The sequence below is a fragment of the Sphingomonas sp. Y38-1Y genome, from assembly GCF_032391395.1.
Lineage (GTDB): Bacteria > Pseudomonadota > Alphaproteobacteria > Sphingomonadales > Sphingomonadaceae > Sphingomonas.
This window is the reverse complement of record NZ_CP135916.1, coordinates 351,337-365,814: the sequence shown is the minus strand read 5'-3', so window position 1 is coordinate 365,814 and position 14,478 is coordinate 351,337. Positions and strand designations below refer to the sequence as shown.

General features: G+C 68.4%; 15 protein-coding genes. 5 read left to right on the top strand and 10 right to left on the bottom strand.

Features of this window, described 5'->3' with window-relative positions; all coding sequences use genetic code 11:
* Positions 1–16: 16 nt before the first annotated feature.
* The gene (gene msrB / locus RS883_RS01675) at positions 17–418 is read right to left on the bottom strand and encodes a peptide-methionine (R)-S-oxide reductase MsrB (protein ID WP_315762028.1); all 402 of its coding nucleotides are present in this window, start codon (positions 416–418) and stop codon (positions 17–19) included.
* A gap of 31 nt (positions 419–449) precedes the next feature.
* Positions 450–1,076: a class I SAM-dependent methyltransferase gene (locus RS883_RS01670; RefSeq protein WP_315762025.1), complete on the bottom strand. Its 627-nt coding sequence runs from the start codon at positions 1,074–1,076 to the stop codon at positions 450–452.
* Between the two features lie 234 nt (positions 1,077–1,310).
* Between RS883_RS01670 and RS883_RS01665 the strand changes: the two genes are divergently transcribed.
* Positions 1,311–2,630: an MFS transporter gene (locus RS883_RS01665; protein WP_315762023.1), complete on the top strand. Its 1,320-nt coding sequence runs from the start codon at positions 1,311–1,313 to the stop codon at positions 2,628–2,630.
* Between the two features lie 6 nt (positions 2,631–2,636).
* On the opposite strand, the gene RS883_RS01660 is transcribed toward RS883_RS01665, so the two are convergent.
* On the bottom strand, positions 2,637–4,931 hold the full coding sequence (locus RS883_RS01660; RefSeq protein ID WP_315762021.1) for a CDC48 family AAA ATPase: 2,295 nt from the start codon (positions 4,929–4,931) through the stop codon (positions 2,637–2,639).
* A 299-nt stretch (positions 4,932–5,230) separates the two neighbouring features.
* On the opposite strand from RS883_RS01660, the gene RS883_RS01655 reads away from it, so the two are divergent.
* On the top strand, positions 5,231–6,124 hold the full coding sequence (locus tag RS883_RS01655) for a LysR substrate-binding domain-containing protein (RefSeq protein WP_315762019.1): 894 nt from the start codon (positions 5,231–5,233) through the stop codon (positions 6,122–6,124).
* 41 nt (positions 6,125–6,165) lie between these two features.
* Here RS883_RS01655 and RS883_RS01650 read toward each other — a convergent pair whose 3' ends face one another.
* Positions 6,166–6,621, bottom strand: coding sequence for a peptidylprolyl isomerase (locus RS883_RS01650; protein ID WP_315762017.1), 456 nt, complete (start codon positions 6,619–6,621; stop codon positions 6,166–6,168).
* Positions 6,622–6,753: 132 nt separating this feature from the next.
* On the opposite strand from RS883_RS01650, the gene mgtE reads away from it, so the two are divergent.
* Both mgtE and RS883_RS01640 read left to right on the top strand, forming a co-directional pair.
* Positions 6,754–8,193: a magnesium transporter gene (gene mgtE, locus RS883_RS01645; RefSeq protein ID WP_315762015.1), complete on the top strand. Its 1,440-nt coding sequence runs from the start codon at positions 6,754–6,756 to the stop codon at positions 8,191–8,193.
* Between the two features lie 34 nt (positions 8,194–8,227).
* Entirely contained in the window at positions 8,228–8,623 is a 396-nt protein-coding gene (locus RS883_RS01640; protein WP_315762013.1) for a DUF1489 domain-containing protein, read from the top strand.
* Here RS883_RS01640 and RS883_RS01635 read toward each other — a convergent pair.
* Genes RS883_RS01635 through ispG form a run of 5 tightly spaced genes read right to left on the bottom strand, consistent with a single transcriptional unit; the run spans position 8,615 to position 11,762 of the window.
* Entirely contained in the window at positions 8,615–9,091 is a 477-nt protein-coding gene (locus RS883_RS01635) for a GNAT family N-acetyltransferase (RefSeq protein ID WP_315762011.1), read from the bottom strand. The genes RS883_RS01640 and RS883_RS01635 overlap by 9 nt on opposite strands.
* Positions 9,088–9,981: a DMT family transporter gene (locus tag RS883_RS01630; RefSeq protein ID WP_315762009.1), complete on the bottom strand. Its 894-nt coding sequence runs from the start codon at positions 9,979–9,981 to the stop codon at positions 9,088–9,090. The genes RS883_RS01635 and RS883_RS01630 overlap by 4 nt, the downstream gene beginning before the upstream one ends.
* A complete protein-coding gene (locus tag RS883_RS01625) occupies positions 9,978–10,358 on the bottom strand; it encodes a type II toxin-antitoxin system VapC family toxin (protein ID WP_315762007.1) in 381 nt (126 codons plus the stop codon). The genes RS883_RS01630 and RS883_RS01625 overlap by 4 nt, the downstream gene beginning before the upstream one ends.
* A complete protein-coding gene (locus RS883_RS01620; RefSeq protein ID WP_315762005.1) occupies positions 10,355–10,600 on the bottom strand; it encodes an AbrB/MazE/SpoVT family DNA-binding domain-containing protein in 246 nt (81 codons plus the stop codon). Before RS883_RS01620 ends, RS883_RS01625 begins: the two co-directional genes overlap by 4 nt.
* 37 nt (positions 10,601–10,637) lie before the next feature.
* Positions 10,638–11,762 (bottom strand): flavodoxin-dependent (E)-4-hydroxy-3-methylbut-2-enyl-diphosphate synthase, encoded by a 1,125-nt coding sequence (gene ispG, locus RS883_RS01615; RefSeq protein ID WP_315762003.1) that lies wholly within the window; start codon positions 11,760–11,762, stop codon positions 10,638–10,640.
* A 50-nt stretch (positions 11,763–11,812) separates the two neighbouring features.
* Between ispG and RS883_RS01610 the strand changes: the two genes are divergently transcribed.
* Positions 11,813–13,045, top strand: a complete 1,233-nt coding sequence (locus tag RS883_RS01610; protein ID WP_315762001.1) for an acyltransferase family protein — start codon at positions 11,813–11,815, stop codon at positions 13,043–13,045.
* Here the strand turns inward: RS883_RS01610 and murA are convergent.
* Positions 13,006–14,286, bottom strand: coding sequence for a UDP-N-acetylglucosamine 1-carboxyvinyltransferase (murA, locus tag RS883_RS01605; RefSeq protein WP_315761999.1), 1,281 nt, complete (start codon positions 14,284–14,286; stop codon positions 13,006–13,008). The genes RS883_RS01610 and murA overlap by 40 nt on opposite strands.
* Positions 14,287–14,478 lie beyond the last annotated feature (192 nt).

The window sequence follows — 14,478 nt, the reverse complement described above, 5'->3', positions numbered from 1 at the left end:
TGGACTGGCCCCGCTGTCAGTCGCCTGAACGCGGCCGGAAGTCGAGCGAGACCGAGTTCATGCAATAGCGAAGGCCCGTGGGCGGCGGCCCGTCGGGGAAGACATGGCCGAGATGCCCGTCGCACCGGGCGCAGCGCGTTTCGACGCGGCGCATGCCGTGGGTGCTGTCCTCGTGATCGGTGACCGCATCCTCGGTGACGGGGCGCGTGAAGCTCGGCCAGCCGGAGCCGGAATCATATTTGTCGTCGCTGTCGAACAACAGGTTGTCGCAGGCGGCGCAGTAATAGAGGCCGTCCGCCTTGTTGTCGTTGAGCGCGCCGGAGAAGGCCCGCTCGGTACCCGCCTCGCGAAGCACATGATACTGGACGGGGGTCAGGCGGTCGCGCCACTCGGCGTCGGTCAGGGTGAGCTTTTCCATGCGCCGAATGTGTGGCGTGCGTACCCCGACTTCAATCGCCGGCGCGATGCGCCCAATAGAGATTGGCGGGCGGGATGTTCCACCACTCGACGGAATGGTCGATCGCGTCGAAGCGCGGCGCCAGCAGCTCGGCGATCTTGGGCGCGAACTGGTAGACGAGGAACGCGCCGCCCGGCCGGATCACGCGCGCGGTCGCATCGGCGATCGCGTCGCCCACCCCCGCCGGCAGCGTCGAGAAGGGGAGGCCCGACAGCACATAGTCGGCGGCGGTGAAGCCGTGATCGGCGACGATCCGCTCGACATCGGCGGCCGAGCCATGGACCGCGCGCATGCGGTCGTCGCGGATCGTCTGGCGAAGATAGCGGACGAAATCGGCGTTGGTGTCGATTGCGATATAGACGGCGTCGGGCGCCATCTGGTCGAGGATCGCGCGGCTGAACGTGCCCACGCCCGGGCCATATTCGACGAACAGCTTGGTCGCGGACCAGTCGACGGGCGCCAGCATCCGGCGGACGAGCTTGGCAGAGGACGGGATGATCGACCCGACCATCGCCGGGTGCTTCAGAAAGCCCTTGAGAAACAGGCTCCAGGGCGAAGGCGTGCCGCGGACCGGGAGAGTGGCAGCCGGAGCGTCGGACGTCGTCGAAATGGGAGGCATCGGCTACTCGATCGTGAAAACGGCGCGACCATGGCGGGGCAAGCCCCTGTCGTAAAGTTGTAACGATCGCGTCGCGATTCCGGTTGCGTTCGGCGCATCGCATTTCCGCCGCCGGATCAGCGGGTAGCGAAGGGTGCTGTTCCGGACCTTCGCCGTGCGCCTGCGAAGACGGTGTGCCAGGTCACCTGTGGTTCCGGGTTCCCGCTTTCGCGAGCGCGCGGGGGTGTGTCATGCATGGCGCTCGAAAGGAGAAAGGTCATCGACCGGCTCGACCGCAATTTCATGCTGCTGTTCGCGGTGATGCTGGTGATCGCGGCGGGAAACACGGCGCTGCAATCGGTGCTGCCGGCGCTCGGACGGTCGCTGGGTGTCGCCGACACGGCGGTCGCGGCGGCATTCTCGGTATCGGCGCTGCTGTGGGTCGTGGCCGCGCCGTTCTGGGCCAACCGTTCGGACCGGCGCGGGCGCAAGGCGATGGTGATGCTGGGGATCGCCGGCTTCACCGCGTCGGTGACGCTTTGCGGCGTGTTCCTGATGGCGGGCATCAACGGCTGGCTATCGGCGGGAGCGGCGTTCGCGACCTTTGTCGGCGCGCGGATGATCTATGGCGGGCTGGGCGCGGCGGCGCCGCCCGCGGTCCAGGCGATCGTCGCCGGATTGACCGCGCGGGAGGACCGGACGCGGATGCTGGCGCTGCTGGGCTCGGCGTTCGGGCTGGGGACGATCATCGGTCCCGCGCTTGCGCCCTATCTGCTGCTCGGCAGCATCGGCGGGGTCGAGATCGGGCTTGCCGGGCCCGCGTTCGTGTTCGGCGCGATCGGGCTGGCGACGGCGATCGCGGCGGGGCGGATGCTGCCGGCGGACGGGCCGGGCGCCTATCCCGGGCATGGCGCGGTCCAGAGCTATCCGTCGGTCGGCGGCCAGGCGTCCGGCGCGGCGGTCACCGCCGCGACCGAGCCGGTGACGGAGCGGGTGGGCTATCTCGACGCCCGCGTTCGCGTGTGGATGATCGTGGGGCTGGTGATGGGCCATGCCCAAGCGATGATCGGCCAGACGATGGGCTTTCTCGTCATCGACCGGCTGGGGCTGCCCCCGGTGGAGGCGCTGGGGCCGACGGGGATCGTGCTGATGGTGGGGGCAGGGGCCGCGCTGCTGGTGCAATGGGGCCTGATCCCGATCCTCGATCTCAGCCCGGCGCGGCTGGTGCTCGTCGGTTGCGGCCTCGGCGCGGTCGGCTGCGCGGCGACGGCGAACGCGTCGAGCCTCTATGGCATCACCATGGGTTACGGCCTGGCGGCGATGGGGTCCGGGTTTCTGCGACCGGGCTTCACCGCCGGCGCATCGCTCTCGGTGGGTCCGGCGGCGCAAGGGTCGGTCGCGGGCAAGGTGACGTCGGTCAACGGCGCCGCCTTCATCCTCGGCCCGTCGATCGGCGTCGCCCTGTACGAGGCGTGGCGGCCGCTGCCCTATTGGCTCGCAGCCGCCGCGCTGCTGCTGCTGTTCGGCTATGCCTGGCGCGCGCTGGGGCCGGGCAGGGGGACCCGCCCGGCCTGAGCGTCGTCAGTCGCTGCCCTTGGGGCCACGCCCCTGGAGCATGCCCGGCGCGATGAAGCCGATCGGCTGCAACGCGACCGCATCCTGCTTCAGGCGCGAGGCCATCTGGGCATATTCCTGCTCCATCTCGACCGTGACGGTGGCGCGCGAGTCGGCGAGTGCCGCCTCGAAGTCACTCATCGTCACCTCGCCGGCCTCGAGCGAGCTTCGCAGCGCGAACAGGCCCGCGCGGCGCACCACGTCCTCCAAGTCGGCACCGGTGAAGCGCTCGGCCCGATCGGCGATCGAGGCGAGGTCGACGTCGCCGGCCAGCGGCATCTTCTGCGTCTGGATCTCCAGGATGCGCAGCCGCCCCTCGGCATTGGGGACCGAGACATAGACGAGCTCGTCGAACCGTCCCGGCCGCAGCAGCGCCGGGTCGATCAGGTTGGGCCGGTTGGTTGCGCCGATCACCACCACCGACTGGAGCTCCTCCAGCCCGTCCATCTCGGCCAGGATGGTGTTGACCACGCGTTCGGTCACCTGCGGCTCGCCCAGGCCGCCGCCGCGGGCGGGAACCAGGCTGTCGAGCTCGTCGATGAAGATGACGCAGGGTGCCACCTGACGTGCGCGCGCGAACAGCCGGGCGATCTGTTGCTCGCTCTCGCCATACCATTTGCTGAGCAGGTCGGACGACTTGGCGGCGATGAAGTTCGCCTGCGCCTCGCGCGCCACCGCCTTGGCGATCAGCGTCTTGCCCGTGCCCGGCGGGCCATAGAGCAGGAAGCCGCGCGCGGGGCGGATGCCCATGCGCTTGAACGCCATCGGCGCCTTCATCGGCAGCTCGACGCCTTCCTTCAGCCGCTGCTGCGCCTCGTCCAGGCCGCCGACGTCGCTCCAGCGCACCTGCGGCACCTGGACCATCACCTCGCGCATCGCGCTCGGCTGGACGCGCTTCAGCGCCTCGATGAAGTCGGACCGCATGACCGACAGCGTGTCGAGCACTTCGGCCGGGATCGTCTGCTCGGACAGGTTGAGGCGCGGCATGATCCGCCGGACCGCGTCGATCGCAGCCTCTCGCGCCAGCGCCGCAAGGTCGGCGCCGACGAAGCCATAGGTCGTGCGCGCCAGCTCATCCAGGTCGACATCCTCGGCGATCGGCATGCCGCGCGTGTGGATGCCCAGGATCTCGCGCCGCCCGCGCTCGTCGGGGACGCCGACGATGATCTCGCGGTCGAAGCGGCCCGGCCGGCGCAGCGCCTCGTCGATCGCCTCCGGCCGGTTGGTGGCGGCGATGACGACCAGGTTGGCGCGCGCCTCCAGCCCGTCCATCAGCGTCAGGAGCTGAGCGACCAGCCGCTTCTCTGCCTCGCCCTGGACGCGGTCGCGCTTGGGGGCGATCGAGTCGATCTCGTCGATGAAGACGATCGACGGGGCCGCACGCGTCGCTTCCTCGAACACCTCGCGCAGCCGCTTTTCCGACTCGCCGTATGCCGATCCCATGATCTCGGGACCGTTGATGAGGAAGAACTCGGCGTCCGATTCGTTGGCGACAGCGCGGGCGAGGCGGGTCTTGCCCGTGCCCGGCGGGCCGTGGAGCAGCACCCCCTTGGGCGGATCGACGCCCAGCCGCTGGAACAGCTCGGGATAGCGGAGCGGCAGCTCGACCATTTCGCGAAGCTGGTCGATCGTCTGATGCATGCCTCCGATATCGTCATAGGTGACATCGGCGCGGCGCGCGTCCTTGGGCTCCTCGTAATCGGGCCGCAGCTCGATCTCGGTATTCTCGTCGATATGGACGATGCCGCGCGGGCTCGTCGCGATCACGGCGAGACGGATCTCCTGGAGCGCATAGGCGGGCGCGCGAAGATGCTGCGCGACGCTGGCGGGGATGTTGGCGACACGCTGCTGGCCAACGGTCGAAACCGTATCGCCCTGCGTCAGCGGCCGACCGAGAAAGGTGCGCTTCAACGCCAGCGCGGAGCCTTGAAGCCGCAGATTCTGCGACGCGGGCGCGAACACGACGCGGGTCGCGGGCTTCGACTCGGCGGCGCGGATCTCGACGAAGTCGCCCGAGCCGACGCCGGCATTGGCGCGCTGAAGGCCGTCGATGCGGATGATCTCCAGTCCCTCGTCCTCCGGATATGGGAGGACGGTGCGGGCCGGGGTCGATCGCTTGCCGACGATCTCGATCACGTCGCCTTCGGTAATACCGAGCGCGCCCAGCATCGCGCGGGGAACATGCGCTACGCCGCGGCCGCTGTCCTCGGGTCGCGCATTGGCGACCTGCAACCTCCTGGAGCGGATTTCCTCGTCGGCCATGCAAACCCTCGCTGTCGTCGCCCTGTCGGGACCGAAGCGCGCGAGATAGGATCGGGTTGCAGAGAGCGCGAGAGGCTGATTGCGCTACCAAAAAAAAGGCCGACCCAAATGGGCCGGCCGTGAAAGGTTTAGGAGAGGATGCCTGAAAGGCACGCTCTATGTGCTGTGGTGCGTACTATTGTGCAAGTGCGAAAAGCCCGAAAGCAGTTGCAATTTACACAATCAGCTCCGCTTTGGTGCCAGCGTGTGACGGAAACGGTTTCCAAGCGCGATGATGCAGTGCAAAATGCAATTCGCACATGCGTCGGCTGCCGCCCCTTTCGGCCATCGAGGCCTTTGTCCAAGTTGCCCGCCTCGGCTCGATCAAGGCCGCGGCGGAAGAGCTCGCTTTGTCGTCGCCCGCGCTCAGCCGGCGCGTACAGGCGCTGGAGCGTTTTATGGGCAAGCCCCTGTTCGATCGCCGACACCAGGCGATCGTCCTCAATGCCGATGGCGAGCGGCTGCTGACGCAGATCGCGCCCGCGCTCGACGCGATGAGCGACGCGGTGGACGAGATGACGAGCGGGGGCGAGTTGCTGCGGCTGCGACTCGGGCTGCTGCCGCTCTACGCCTCGAAGCGGCTGATGCCGCGGCTGGGCGAGCTGAAGACCGCGCATCCCGAACTCCACCTCGACGTCGATACCCAGCCCAATCGGCAGGCGCGTCTCGGCGACTCGCTGGATGCGGCGATCGTGCTGGCGCGTGAGGTCGATCCGGCGCTCTATGCGCGGCGGCTGGATCGCAACCGCGTGTTCGTGATCGGCTCGCACGAGTTGCTGGAGGGCGACGCGCCGATCCTGCGGCCCGAGCAGATGCGGGGGCTGACCGCGCTCGTCCACCGCGACATGCCCGAGACCTTCATCGAGTGGCGGCGCGCGGTCGGCATGCCCGAGCTCGAGCCGCGGACGACCGACTATTTCGACTCGGGCCCGCTGATGCTCGAGGCGGCGGCGCAGGGCCTGGGCGTCGCGTTCATGCTGGAAATGCATTTCGAGGGCGCGCGCGACGATCGTCTCGTCCGCCTCTTCGATCCCGTCGACAGCGACTATAGCTATTGGTTCGTGTGCCGCCCGCGCGCGCTTCAGACGCGCCCGGTGCGGATCTTCCACGATTGGGTGCTCACGGTACTCAACCCGGAGCCTGCCGGACGGTAGGACGAAGGCGGGCGCCCAGGGACGCCCACCTTCGCGGTCGATCAGGCGGTGCGGGCCTTCAGGATCTTGCCCGGATTGCGCGGCGGCTCGCCCTTGGGCAGCGCGTCGACATGCTCCATGCCCTCGATGACCTCGCCCCAGACGGTGTACTGGCCGTCGAGGAAGGTGGCGTCGTCGAAGCAGATGAAGAACTGGCTGTTGGCCGAGTTGGGGTTCATCGTCCGCGCCATCGAGCAGACGCCGCGCACATGCGGCTCGCGGCTGAACTCGGCGGGAAGGTCGGGCAGGTCCGAACCGCTGGTGCCGGTGCCGGTCGGATCGCCGCCCTGCGCCATGAAGCCGTCGATCACGCGATGGAACACGACGCCGTCATAGAAGCCGTCGTTCGCCAGCGTGGCGATGCGCTCGACATGCGCTGGCGCAAGGTCGGGACGCAGGCGGATGGTCACGTCGCCGCCTTCCAGCGTCATGACGAGGGTTTGGGGCGTGTCGGCCATCGAAGAATCTCCTTGTTGTCGGCGCGCCACTAGCGGCGGCAGGGCGGGGAGGCAACGAACGGGCGGCCATTGCGGTTCTGTGCGCTGCGGCATAAGCCCGCCGCTTCATCCCTCAAGGGTCGGGAGGCGTGCATGACCAGCGAGACCGAGCTGCGCGAGCCCGAACCCGCCCGGACCGAGATCGAGACCGAAACCGACTTTGACGAGGATGACCGGCTGCGGCCGGACTTCGTCCGCGCGGTGCTCGACGCGGTCGAGGCCGGCGACTTCGAGGAAGCGCGCGCGCGCGTCGACCCGCTTCATCCCGCCGACATCGCCGACCTGATCGAGCTGACGCCGGCCGAGCAGCGCGCTGCGCTCGCCTCGGCGATCGCCGACCGCATCGACGGCGACGTGCTCGCCGAGATGAACGACTGGGTGCGCGACGAGCTGGTCGACGCGCTCGAGCCGCGCCAGATCGCCGACATCGCCGCCGAACTCGATACCGACGACGCCGTCGCGATCATCGAGGACCTCGATGTCGAGGACCAGCGCGAGGTGCTTCGCGCGCTCGACCCCGACGACCGCGCCGCGATCGAGGAAGCGCTCTCCTATCCCGAGGAGTCCGCCGGCCGCCTGATGCAGCGCGAGCTGATCGCGGTGCCCGAGCATTGGACGGTCGGCGACGTGCTCGACTATCTGCGCGCCGACGACCAGCTGACGACCGATTTCTGGGAAATCTTCGTCGTCGACCCCTCGCACCGGCCGGTCGGCACGTGCGAGCTGTCGTGGATCCTGCGCACGCCGCGCGTCGTCGCGATCACCGACGTGATGAAGCGCGAGCAGACGCTGATCCCCGTCGACATGGACCAGGAAGAAGTCGCACTCCGCTTCCAGAAATACGCGCTGATCTCGGCCGCGGTGGTCGACGGCAGCGGGCGGCTGGTCGGCATGGTGACGGTCGACGACATCGTCCACATCATCAGCCAGGAAGCCGGCGAGGACGCGCTGCTGCTGTCGGGCGCGGGCGAAGGCGACATCAACGAGCCGGTGCGCGACAGCTACAAGGCGCGCGTGCGCTGGCTGATCGCCAACCTTGCCACCGCATCGATCCCGGCGACGATCGTCTATCTGTTCGAGGGGACGATCGCCCAGATGGCCGTGCTCGCCGCGCTGATGCCGATCGTCGCGGGCGTCGGCGGCAATGCGGGGACGCAGACGCTGGCGGTCACCGTCCGCGCGCTCGCCACCAATCAGCTTACCCAGTCGAACACGATCCGCGCGATCCGTCGCGAGATCCTGATCGCCTTGCTCAACGGCCTGAGCGTCGCCGCGGCGGTGGGGATCGCCATCGCCGTCGCCGGATCGGCGCTCCCCGATCTTGGCGGATCGACGTTGCCCGTGGTGATCGCCGCGGCGATGCTGACCAATATCCTGATCGCGGGCCTGGCCGGCGTGCTGGTGCCGGTGACGCTCGAACGCTTCGGCCAGGACCCGGCGGTCGCATCGTCGGTGTTCGTGACGATGGTGACCGATTCGATGGGGTTCCTCGCCTTTCTCGGCCTGGCGACGGTCAGCGGCCTAGTGGGTTGATCGCAGCACCCTTGCCGACCACATCGGCGAGGCAATGCCCGTCCACATCACCAAGGTCGCCTACGGCGCCGACAGCCTCGACGATATCCGCCAGTGGTTCGCCGGGCGCGCCGCGCCGATCGTCACGACCCGCTACCTCCCCAAGCGGCACGAGGAGATTGCGGGGCAGGGATCGCTGTTCTGGATCCACAAGCACGCGCTGGTCGCGCGGTCGCCGATCCTGGGCTTCGGCGAGGCCGACAATGGCCGCATCGCGATCCACATCGATCCTGCGCTGATCCTCGTCCAGGCGCGGCCCCGACGCGCGCATCAGGGCTGGCGGTATCTGGAGGTGGCCGACGCGCCGCTCGATCTGGGCGAAGCCGGCGCGGCGATCGCATCGATGCCGCCGCGGATGATCGGTGAACTGAGCGCGCTTGCGCTACTTTGATGCGAGCGCGGTGAGCGCTTCGCCCTCGACGCGCTGGATCGTCCACTCGTCCATGCCGACCGCGCCCATCGAGCGGTAGAAATCGATCGCCGGCTGGTTCCAGTCGAGCACCGACCATTCGAACCGCGCGCAGCCCCGCTGGACGGCGATCTGCGCGAGATGGATCAGCAGCGCGCGGCCGACCCCATGCCCGCGAGCGGCGGGGGTGACGTAGAGGTCCTCCAAATAGAGACCGCGCTGGCCCTTCCATGTCGAGAAATTGTGGAACCAGAGCGCGAAGCCGACCGGCTCGCCGCCCCGTTCGGCGATCACCGCCTCCGCCGCGGGCGGATCGGCGAACAGGGCGGCGGCGAAGCTTTCGGGTGTCGCCTCGACCGCATCGGGCTCGCGCTCGAACGCGGCGAGTTCGCTGACGAAGCGGTGGATGAGGGCGGCGTCTTTGGGGCGGGCAGGGCGGATCAGCGTCATGGCAGCGCCGCCTCTGCCATCGGCACGGCGCGGCGGCCAGTCACCGCCCACAGACAGCCGCCGATGATGAGCACCGCGCCCGCCAGCGTCCACACCGACAGCGACTCGCCGAACACGATGAAACCGAGGATCGAGGCCCAGATGAAGGCGGTATATTCGCTCGGTGCCAGCACGCTTGCGGGCGCATGGGCATAGGCCCAGCCGAGCAGCGCCAGCGACACGACCGCCAGGCACGCCGCGCCGACGATCTCGACCCAGCGTCCCTCCGGCCAGTCGGCCAGCCACGGCGCACCGATCGCATAGACCGCCGCGACGATCAGCGACTGGAAGAAGGCGATCTCGCCCGGGCCGGTGAGCTGCGACTGGCGGCGCATCAGGATGATGTTGACCGCATAGCAGAGCGCCGAGGCGAGCACCGCGACCGCGCCGCGAAACGCGTCCGGCCCCATCTCCGCATTCGCCTGACCCGCCAGGATCACGAGCACGCCGGCAAAGGCGATGAGCGAGGCAAGGATCGTCCGCCGCCCGATCGTCTCCCCCAGCAGCCATGCGGCGAGGAACAGCGAGAGGAGCGGGGCGATGTGGCTGAGCGCGATCGCCTGCGCCATCGGCACGCGCGCTAGGCCCCAGAAGAACAGCCACGACATGACCGTGGTGATGACGCCGCGGGCGAGATGGAGCCTGATCCCCGCTCGGCTGAGCGGCGGGCGAGGGCGTGCGAAATAGGGTACGCCGCTCAGCACCACGCCGACGACGTTGCGCCAGAACAGCGCGGTATAGGCGCCGATGCCCAGCACCAGCCCCTTCATGATCGCATCCATGCCCGAGAACACCGCGATCCCGGCGACCGCGGCGGCAAAGGCGAGCGCTGGCGAGACCGCGCGGTTCAACGGATCTGCACGATCTCGACGGCCAGGCCGAGCGATGACCATGCGCGATCCGCGGTAAGAACGGGGAGGCGGAGGCGCTGAGCGAGTGCAAGACAGGCCCGGTCACCCAGCGACGCACCGACTCGCTTGGTCGTCAGCCGGAGACGCGCGGCCTCGATCGCGTCGGCATGTGCGAAGGGCATGATCTGCATTTCCAGGCGCGCTAATCCGCTGGCGGTCTGATCGACATCAAATCCCTGATCGACAGCTCGCGACAGAACCTCGCCGAGATTGACCGACGAAACGAAGGCGCCGGTCATCACAGGCAGCACACGCTCCCTTCCAGGCTCGTCGAGGAGCACGGCAAGGATCGCCGAAGCGTCCAGGACGACACTCATTCCTCGCCCCAGTTCGCGCGGCGCTCCGTCAGGAACTTGTCGACACTGTCGCCGGCGTCGACGAGCGGCCGAAACAGCGTTTGAACTTCGCGGACAACCTGCTCGTACGTCTTGACCGTGATCGCGCCTGTCTCATCGCGTTCGATGACTAGTCGATCGCCATCCTTGATGCCAAGCTCACGGCGAAGCTCGGCCGGGATGACGATCTTACCGCCTGCAATCACCTTGGCATGATAGGTCATGGTCGCGTCTCCAGGACCCGAGCCGTACCACAGGACCTTACTCGGCAGCCACCTTCGTCGCTGCTTCGTTCGCTTCAAGCTCCGCCGCCTTGGCTTCGACCAGGCGGACGATGTGGTCGATCATGTCGGCATCCTCGACCGTGTGGTCGGTGACGCCCGAAAGATAGACCATGTGCTTGCCCGCGCCGCCGCCGGTCAGTCCGATGTCGGTCTCCCGCGCCTCGCCCGGGCCGTTGACGACGCAGCCGAGCACCGAAAGGCTCATCGGCGTGCGGATGTGCTGGAGGCGTTCCTCCAGCGTCTGGACAGTGCGGATCACGTCGAAGCCCTGGCGCGCGCAGGACGGGCAGGAGACGACGCGGACACCGCGGTTGCGGATGCCGAGCGCCTTCAGGATCTCGAAGCCGACGCGCACTTCCTCCTCGGGCTCGGCCGAGAGGCTGACGCGGATCGTGTCGCCGATGCCGAACCAGAGCAGGCTGCCGATACCGATCGACGACTTGACCGTGCCGCCGATCAGTCCGCCCGCCTCGGTGATGCCGAGATGGAGCGGGCAGTCGGTGGCCTCCGCCAGCCCCTGATAAGCGGCGACGGCGAGGAACACGTCCGACGCCTTCACCGCGACCTTGTACTCGTGGAAATCATGGTCCTGGAGCAGCTTGATATGGTCGAGCGCGCTTTCGACCAGCGCCTCGGGACAGGGTTCGCCGTACTTCTCGAGCAGGTCGCGCTCCAGGCTACCGGCGTTGACGCCGATGCGGATCGCGCAGCCATTGGCCTTGGCGGCACGGACCACCTCGGCGACGCGTTCGGACGAGCCGATATTGCCGGGATTGATGCGCAGGCACGCCGCGCCCGCATCCGCCGCCTCCAGCGCGCGCTTGTAGTGGAAGTGGATGTCGGCGACGAGCGGCACGCGCGACGCGCGGACAATCTTGCCGAGCGCCGCGGTCGATTCGACGTCGGGGCAGCTGACCCTGATGATGTCGGCGCCCGCTTCCTCGCAGCGGCGAATTTGCGAGATCGTCGCGCCCGCGTCGCTGGTCGGCGTGTTGGTCATCGTCTGCACCGTCACGGGCGCATCGCCGCCGACGGGGACGGAGCCCACCATGATCTGGCGGCTCTGGCGGCGATGGATATCGCGCCACGGTCGGATCGACATTGATTGTCTCGCTAAGCTTTCGGTTACGCGGGGCCGATATAGCCGGTGCCATGCCCGCGCGAAAGGCGCCGGGCGAGGTCGGGATCGCACGCGTGCAAATGGCGACAGGTTCGAACGTCCGTGCGGGCCGGCATTACGGCCTCGACTGGCTGCGCATCGCGGCGTTCGCGCTCCTGATCCTCTACCATATCGGTATGGTGTTCGCGCCGTGGCACTGGGTGATCGACACCCAGCGCAGCTATCCCGAACTGATCCCGCCGATGGCGCTCTTGACGCCGTGGCGCCTGTCGCTGCTGTTCGCGGTGTCGGGCTATGCCAGCCGGATGCTGTTCGTCCGATCGGTTAGCGACACCGCGTTTGCGCGATCGCGCAACCTGCGCCTGCTCGTCCCGCTCGCCTTCGGCATGGTCGTGCTGGTGCCGATCGAGATGTACATCCAGGTCGCCACGCGCGGCTATCCGCACGGCTATTGGACGTTCTGGACGCGCGATTACTGGCGGATCGGCCAATTCTATGGCCGCGAGTTCCCGAGCTGGGAGCATCTGTGGTTCGTCGTCTATCTGTGGGCGTACACGATGGTGACGATCGCGCTGTCGCGGCTGGGTCGCTTGCCGGGCGTTCGTGTGGCGACATGGCTGGGCGAGGAGCTGCGCCTGTTGTGGGCGCCGATCCTGCTGATGGGCTTCTTCCGGCTCGGCATGCTGTTCGTGATCCCGGAGAAGCAGGGCCTGTTCACCGACTGGCCGGGCCATGTCGTCTATTATCCGATGTTCCTGTTCGGCTTCACGCTCGCCGCGCAGCCGCGGCTGTGGGATGCGATCGAGCGGCACTGGAAGCTCGCCGCGCTCGCGTCGGCGCTGAGCGGCGCGATCATCGTGGCGGCCGAGATGACGTGGCAGGGCGACGCGGTTCCGCCACACTGGGCGATGGCGGCGCTGCGCGGCGCGGACGTCGCGATGGGCTGGACGATGACGCTCGTCCTGTTCCGCCTGGCGGAGCGCTTCTGGAACCGCGACCATCGCTGGCGGCGGACGCTGGGGGAGGCGGTGTTCCCCTTCTACCTGATCCACCACGCGGCGATCGTGTTCTTCGCGTGGGAGACGCTGCCGCTCGGCCTCGATCCCTGGATCGAGTTCGCGATCCTGCTGGGCGCCACCGCGGCAACGTGCGCGATCTTTTATCTGGTGGGATCGCGCATCCGCTGGCTACGCCCGCTGATCGGCTTGCGCGCGGTCGAGCCCGCTCAGCCGCCGACGCGCTCGATATCCGCGCCGACCGCCTGAAGCTTCTCCTCCAGCCGCTCGTAGCCGCGGTCGAGGTGATAGATGCGGTTGACGGTGGTCTCGCCGCTGGCGGCGAGGCCGGCGATGATGAGGCTCATCGACGCACGAAGGTCGGTCGCCATCACCTGTGCGCCCGCCAGCGCGGTGACGCCGCGCACCACCGCCGAGCGTCCGTGCACCTGGATGTCGGCACCCATGCGGGCGAGCTCCGGCACGTGCATGTAGCGGTTCTCGAAGATCGTCTCGGTCAGCACGCTCGACCCGTTCGCCTGGGTCAGCATCGCCATGAACTGCGCCTGCATGTCGGTAGCGAAGCCCGGATAGGGCGCGGTCGACAGCGTCAGCGGCCCCAAGCCGTTCGGCGCGGCGATCCGGATGGCGTCGCGCTTTTCCTCGACGGTCACGCCCGCCTCGATCAGCGCGCCGAGCGTCGCGCGCATGTCGCCCGCCTCCGCGCCGACCAATTCCAGGTCGCCGCCGGTGATCGCCGCCGCACAGGCATAGCTGCCTGCCTCGATCCGGTCGGGCATCACGCGATAGGTCGCGCCGTGCAGGCGATCGACCCCCTCGATCGTCAGCGTCTCGGTGCCGATACCGGTGATGTGCGCACCCATCGCCAGCAGGCAGTTGCACAGGTCGACGATCTCGGGCTCGCGCGCGGCATTGTCGAGCACCGAGGTGCCCTTCGCCAGTACCGCCGCCATCACCGCATTCTCGGTCGCGCCCACCGACACGATGGGGAAGGAATAGCGGCCGCCGGGCAGCCGTCCGCCGGGCGCGACCGCCTTCACGTATCCGGCCGCGAGTTCGATCTCCGCGCCGAGCGCTTCCAGCGCCTTGAGGTGGAGGTCGATCGGCCGGTTACCGATCGCGCAGCCGCCGGGAAGCGACACCGTCGCCTCGCCCGCGCGCGCGACCAGTGGGCCGAGCACCAGGATCGACGCGCGCATCTTGCGCACGATGTCATAGGGCGCGGTGGTGCTCGTCAGCCGCTGCGCGCGCATCGTCATGACGCGTCCGAAGTCGCCGGGATGCGCGCCCTCGACCATCGTCGACACGCCGAGCTCGTTGAGCAGGTGGCCGAAGCCGTCGACATCGGCCAGGCGCGGCAGGTTGCGGAGCGTCAGCGGCTCGTCGGTGAGCAGCGCGCAGGGCATCAGCGTCAGCGCGGCGTTCTTCGCGCCCGAGACGGGGATGCGGCCGACGAGGCGATTGCCGCCGCGAATGAGGATATGGTCCATCGCGCGCTTCTAGGATCGCGGGCGCCCGCCCGCAACGGGGTCGCTCGCCAGCGCAGGCATCCGCCAAAATACAGGCTTTTGGGCCGATTTGATCGACTTTAATGCGCCGCTCCCCACCCACTGCTTTCAAGCGGAACAAACGGGGGGGACTAAAGCGTGCCCGGCAGTTGTTTCGCCGATATCCTTAGCGAG

What these genes read in the sequence shown, in the direction of transcription:
- RS883_RS01625 (WP_315762007.1), bottom strand. Translation starts at nt 10,358, where the DNA reads ATGAGTGTCGTCCTGGACGCTTCGGCGATCCTTGCCGTGCTCCTCGAC.
- ispG (WP_315762003.1), bottom strand. Translation starts at nt 11,762, where the DNA reads ATGTCGATCCGACCGTGGCGCGATATCCATCGCCGCCAGAGCCGCCAG.
- RS883_RS01640 (WP_315762013.1), top strand. Translation starts at nt 8,228, where the DNA reads ATGCCCGTCCACATCACCAAGGTCGCCTACGGCGCCGACAGCCTCGAC.
- RS883_RS01610 (WP_315762001.1), top strand. Translation starts at nt 11,813, where the DNA reads ATGCCCGCGCGAAAGGCGCCGGGCGAGGTCGGGATCGCACGCGTGCAA.
- RS883_RS01665 (WP_315762023.1), top strand. Translation starts at nt 1,311, where the DNA reads ATGGCGCTCGAAAGGAGAAAGGTCATCGACCGGCTCGACCGCAATTTC.
- RS883_RS01660 (WP_315762021.1), bottom strand. Translation starts at nt 4,931, where the DNA reads ATGGCCGACGAGGAAATCCGCTCCAGGAGGTTGCAGGTCGCCAATGCG.
- RS883_RS01655 (WP_315762019.1), top strand. Translation starts at nt 5,231, where the DNA reads ATGCGTCGGCTGCCGCCCCTTTCGGCCATCGAGGCCTTTGTCCAAGTT.
- RS883_RS01670 (WP_315762025.1), bottom strand. Translation starts at nt 1,076, where the DNA reads ATGCCTCCCATTTCGACGACGTCCGACGCTCCGGCTGCCACTCTCCCG.
- murA (WP_315761999.1), bottom strand. Translation starts at nt 14,286, where the DNA reads ATGGACCATATCCTCATTCGCGGCGGCAATCGCCTCGTCGGCCGCATC.
- RS883_RS01620 (WP_315762005.1), bottom strand. Translation starts at nt 10,600, where the DNA reads ATGACCTATCATGCCAAGGTGATTGCAGGCGGTAAGATCGTCATCCCG.
- mgtE (WP_315762015.1), top strand. Translation starts at nt 6,754, where the DNA reads ATGACCAGCGAGACCGAGCTGCGCGAGCCCGAACCCGCCCGGACCGAG.
- RS883_RS01635 (WP_315762011.1), bottom strand. Translation starts at nt 9,091, where the DNA reads ATGACGCTGATCCGCCCTGCCCGCCCCAAAGACGCCGCCCTCATCCAC.
- RS883_RS01650 (WP_315762017.1), bottom strand. Translation starts at nt 6,621, where the DNA reads ATGGCCGACACGCCCCAAACCCTCGTCATGACGCTGGAAGGCGGCGAC.
- msrB (WP_315762028.1), bottom strand. Translation starts at nt 418, where the DNA reads ATGGAAAAGCTCACCCTGACCGACGCCGAGTGGCGCGACCGCCTGACC.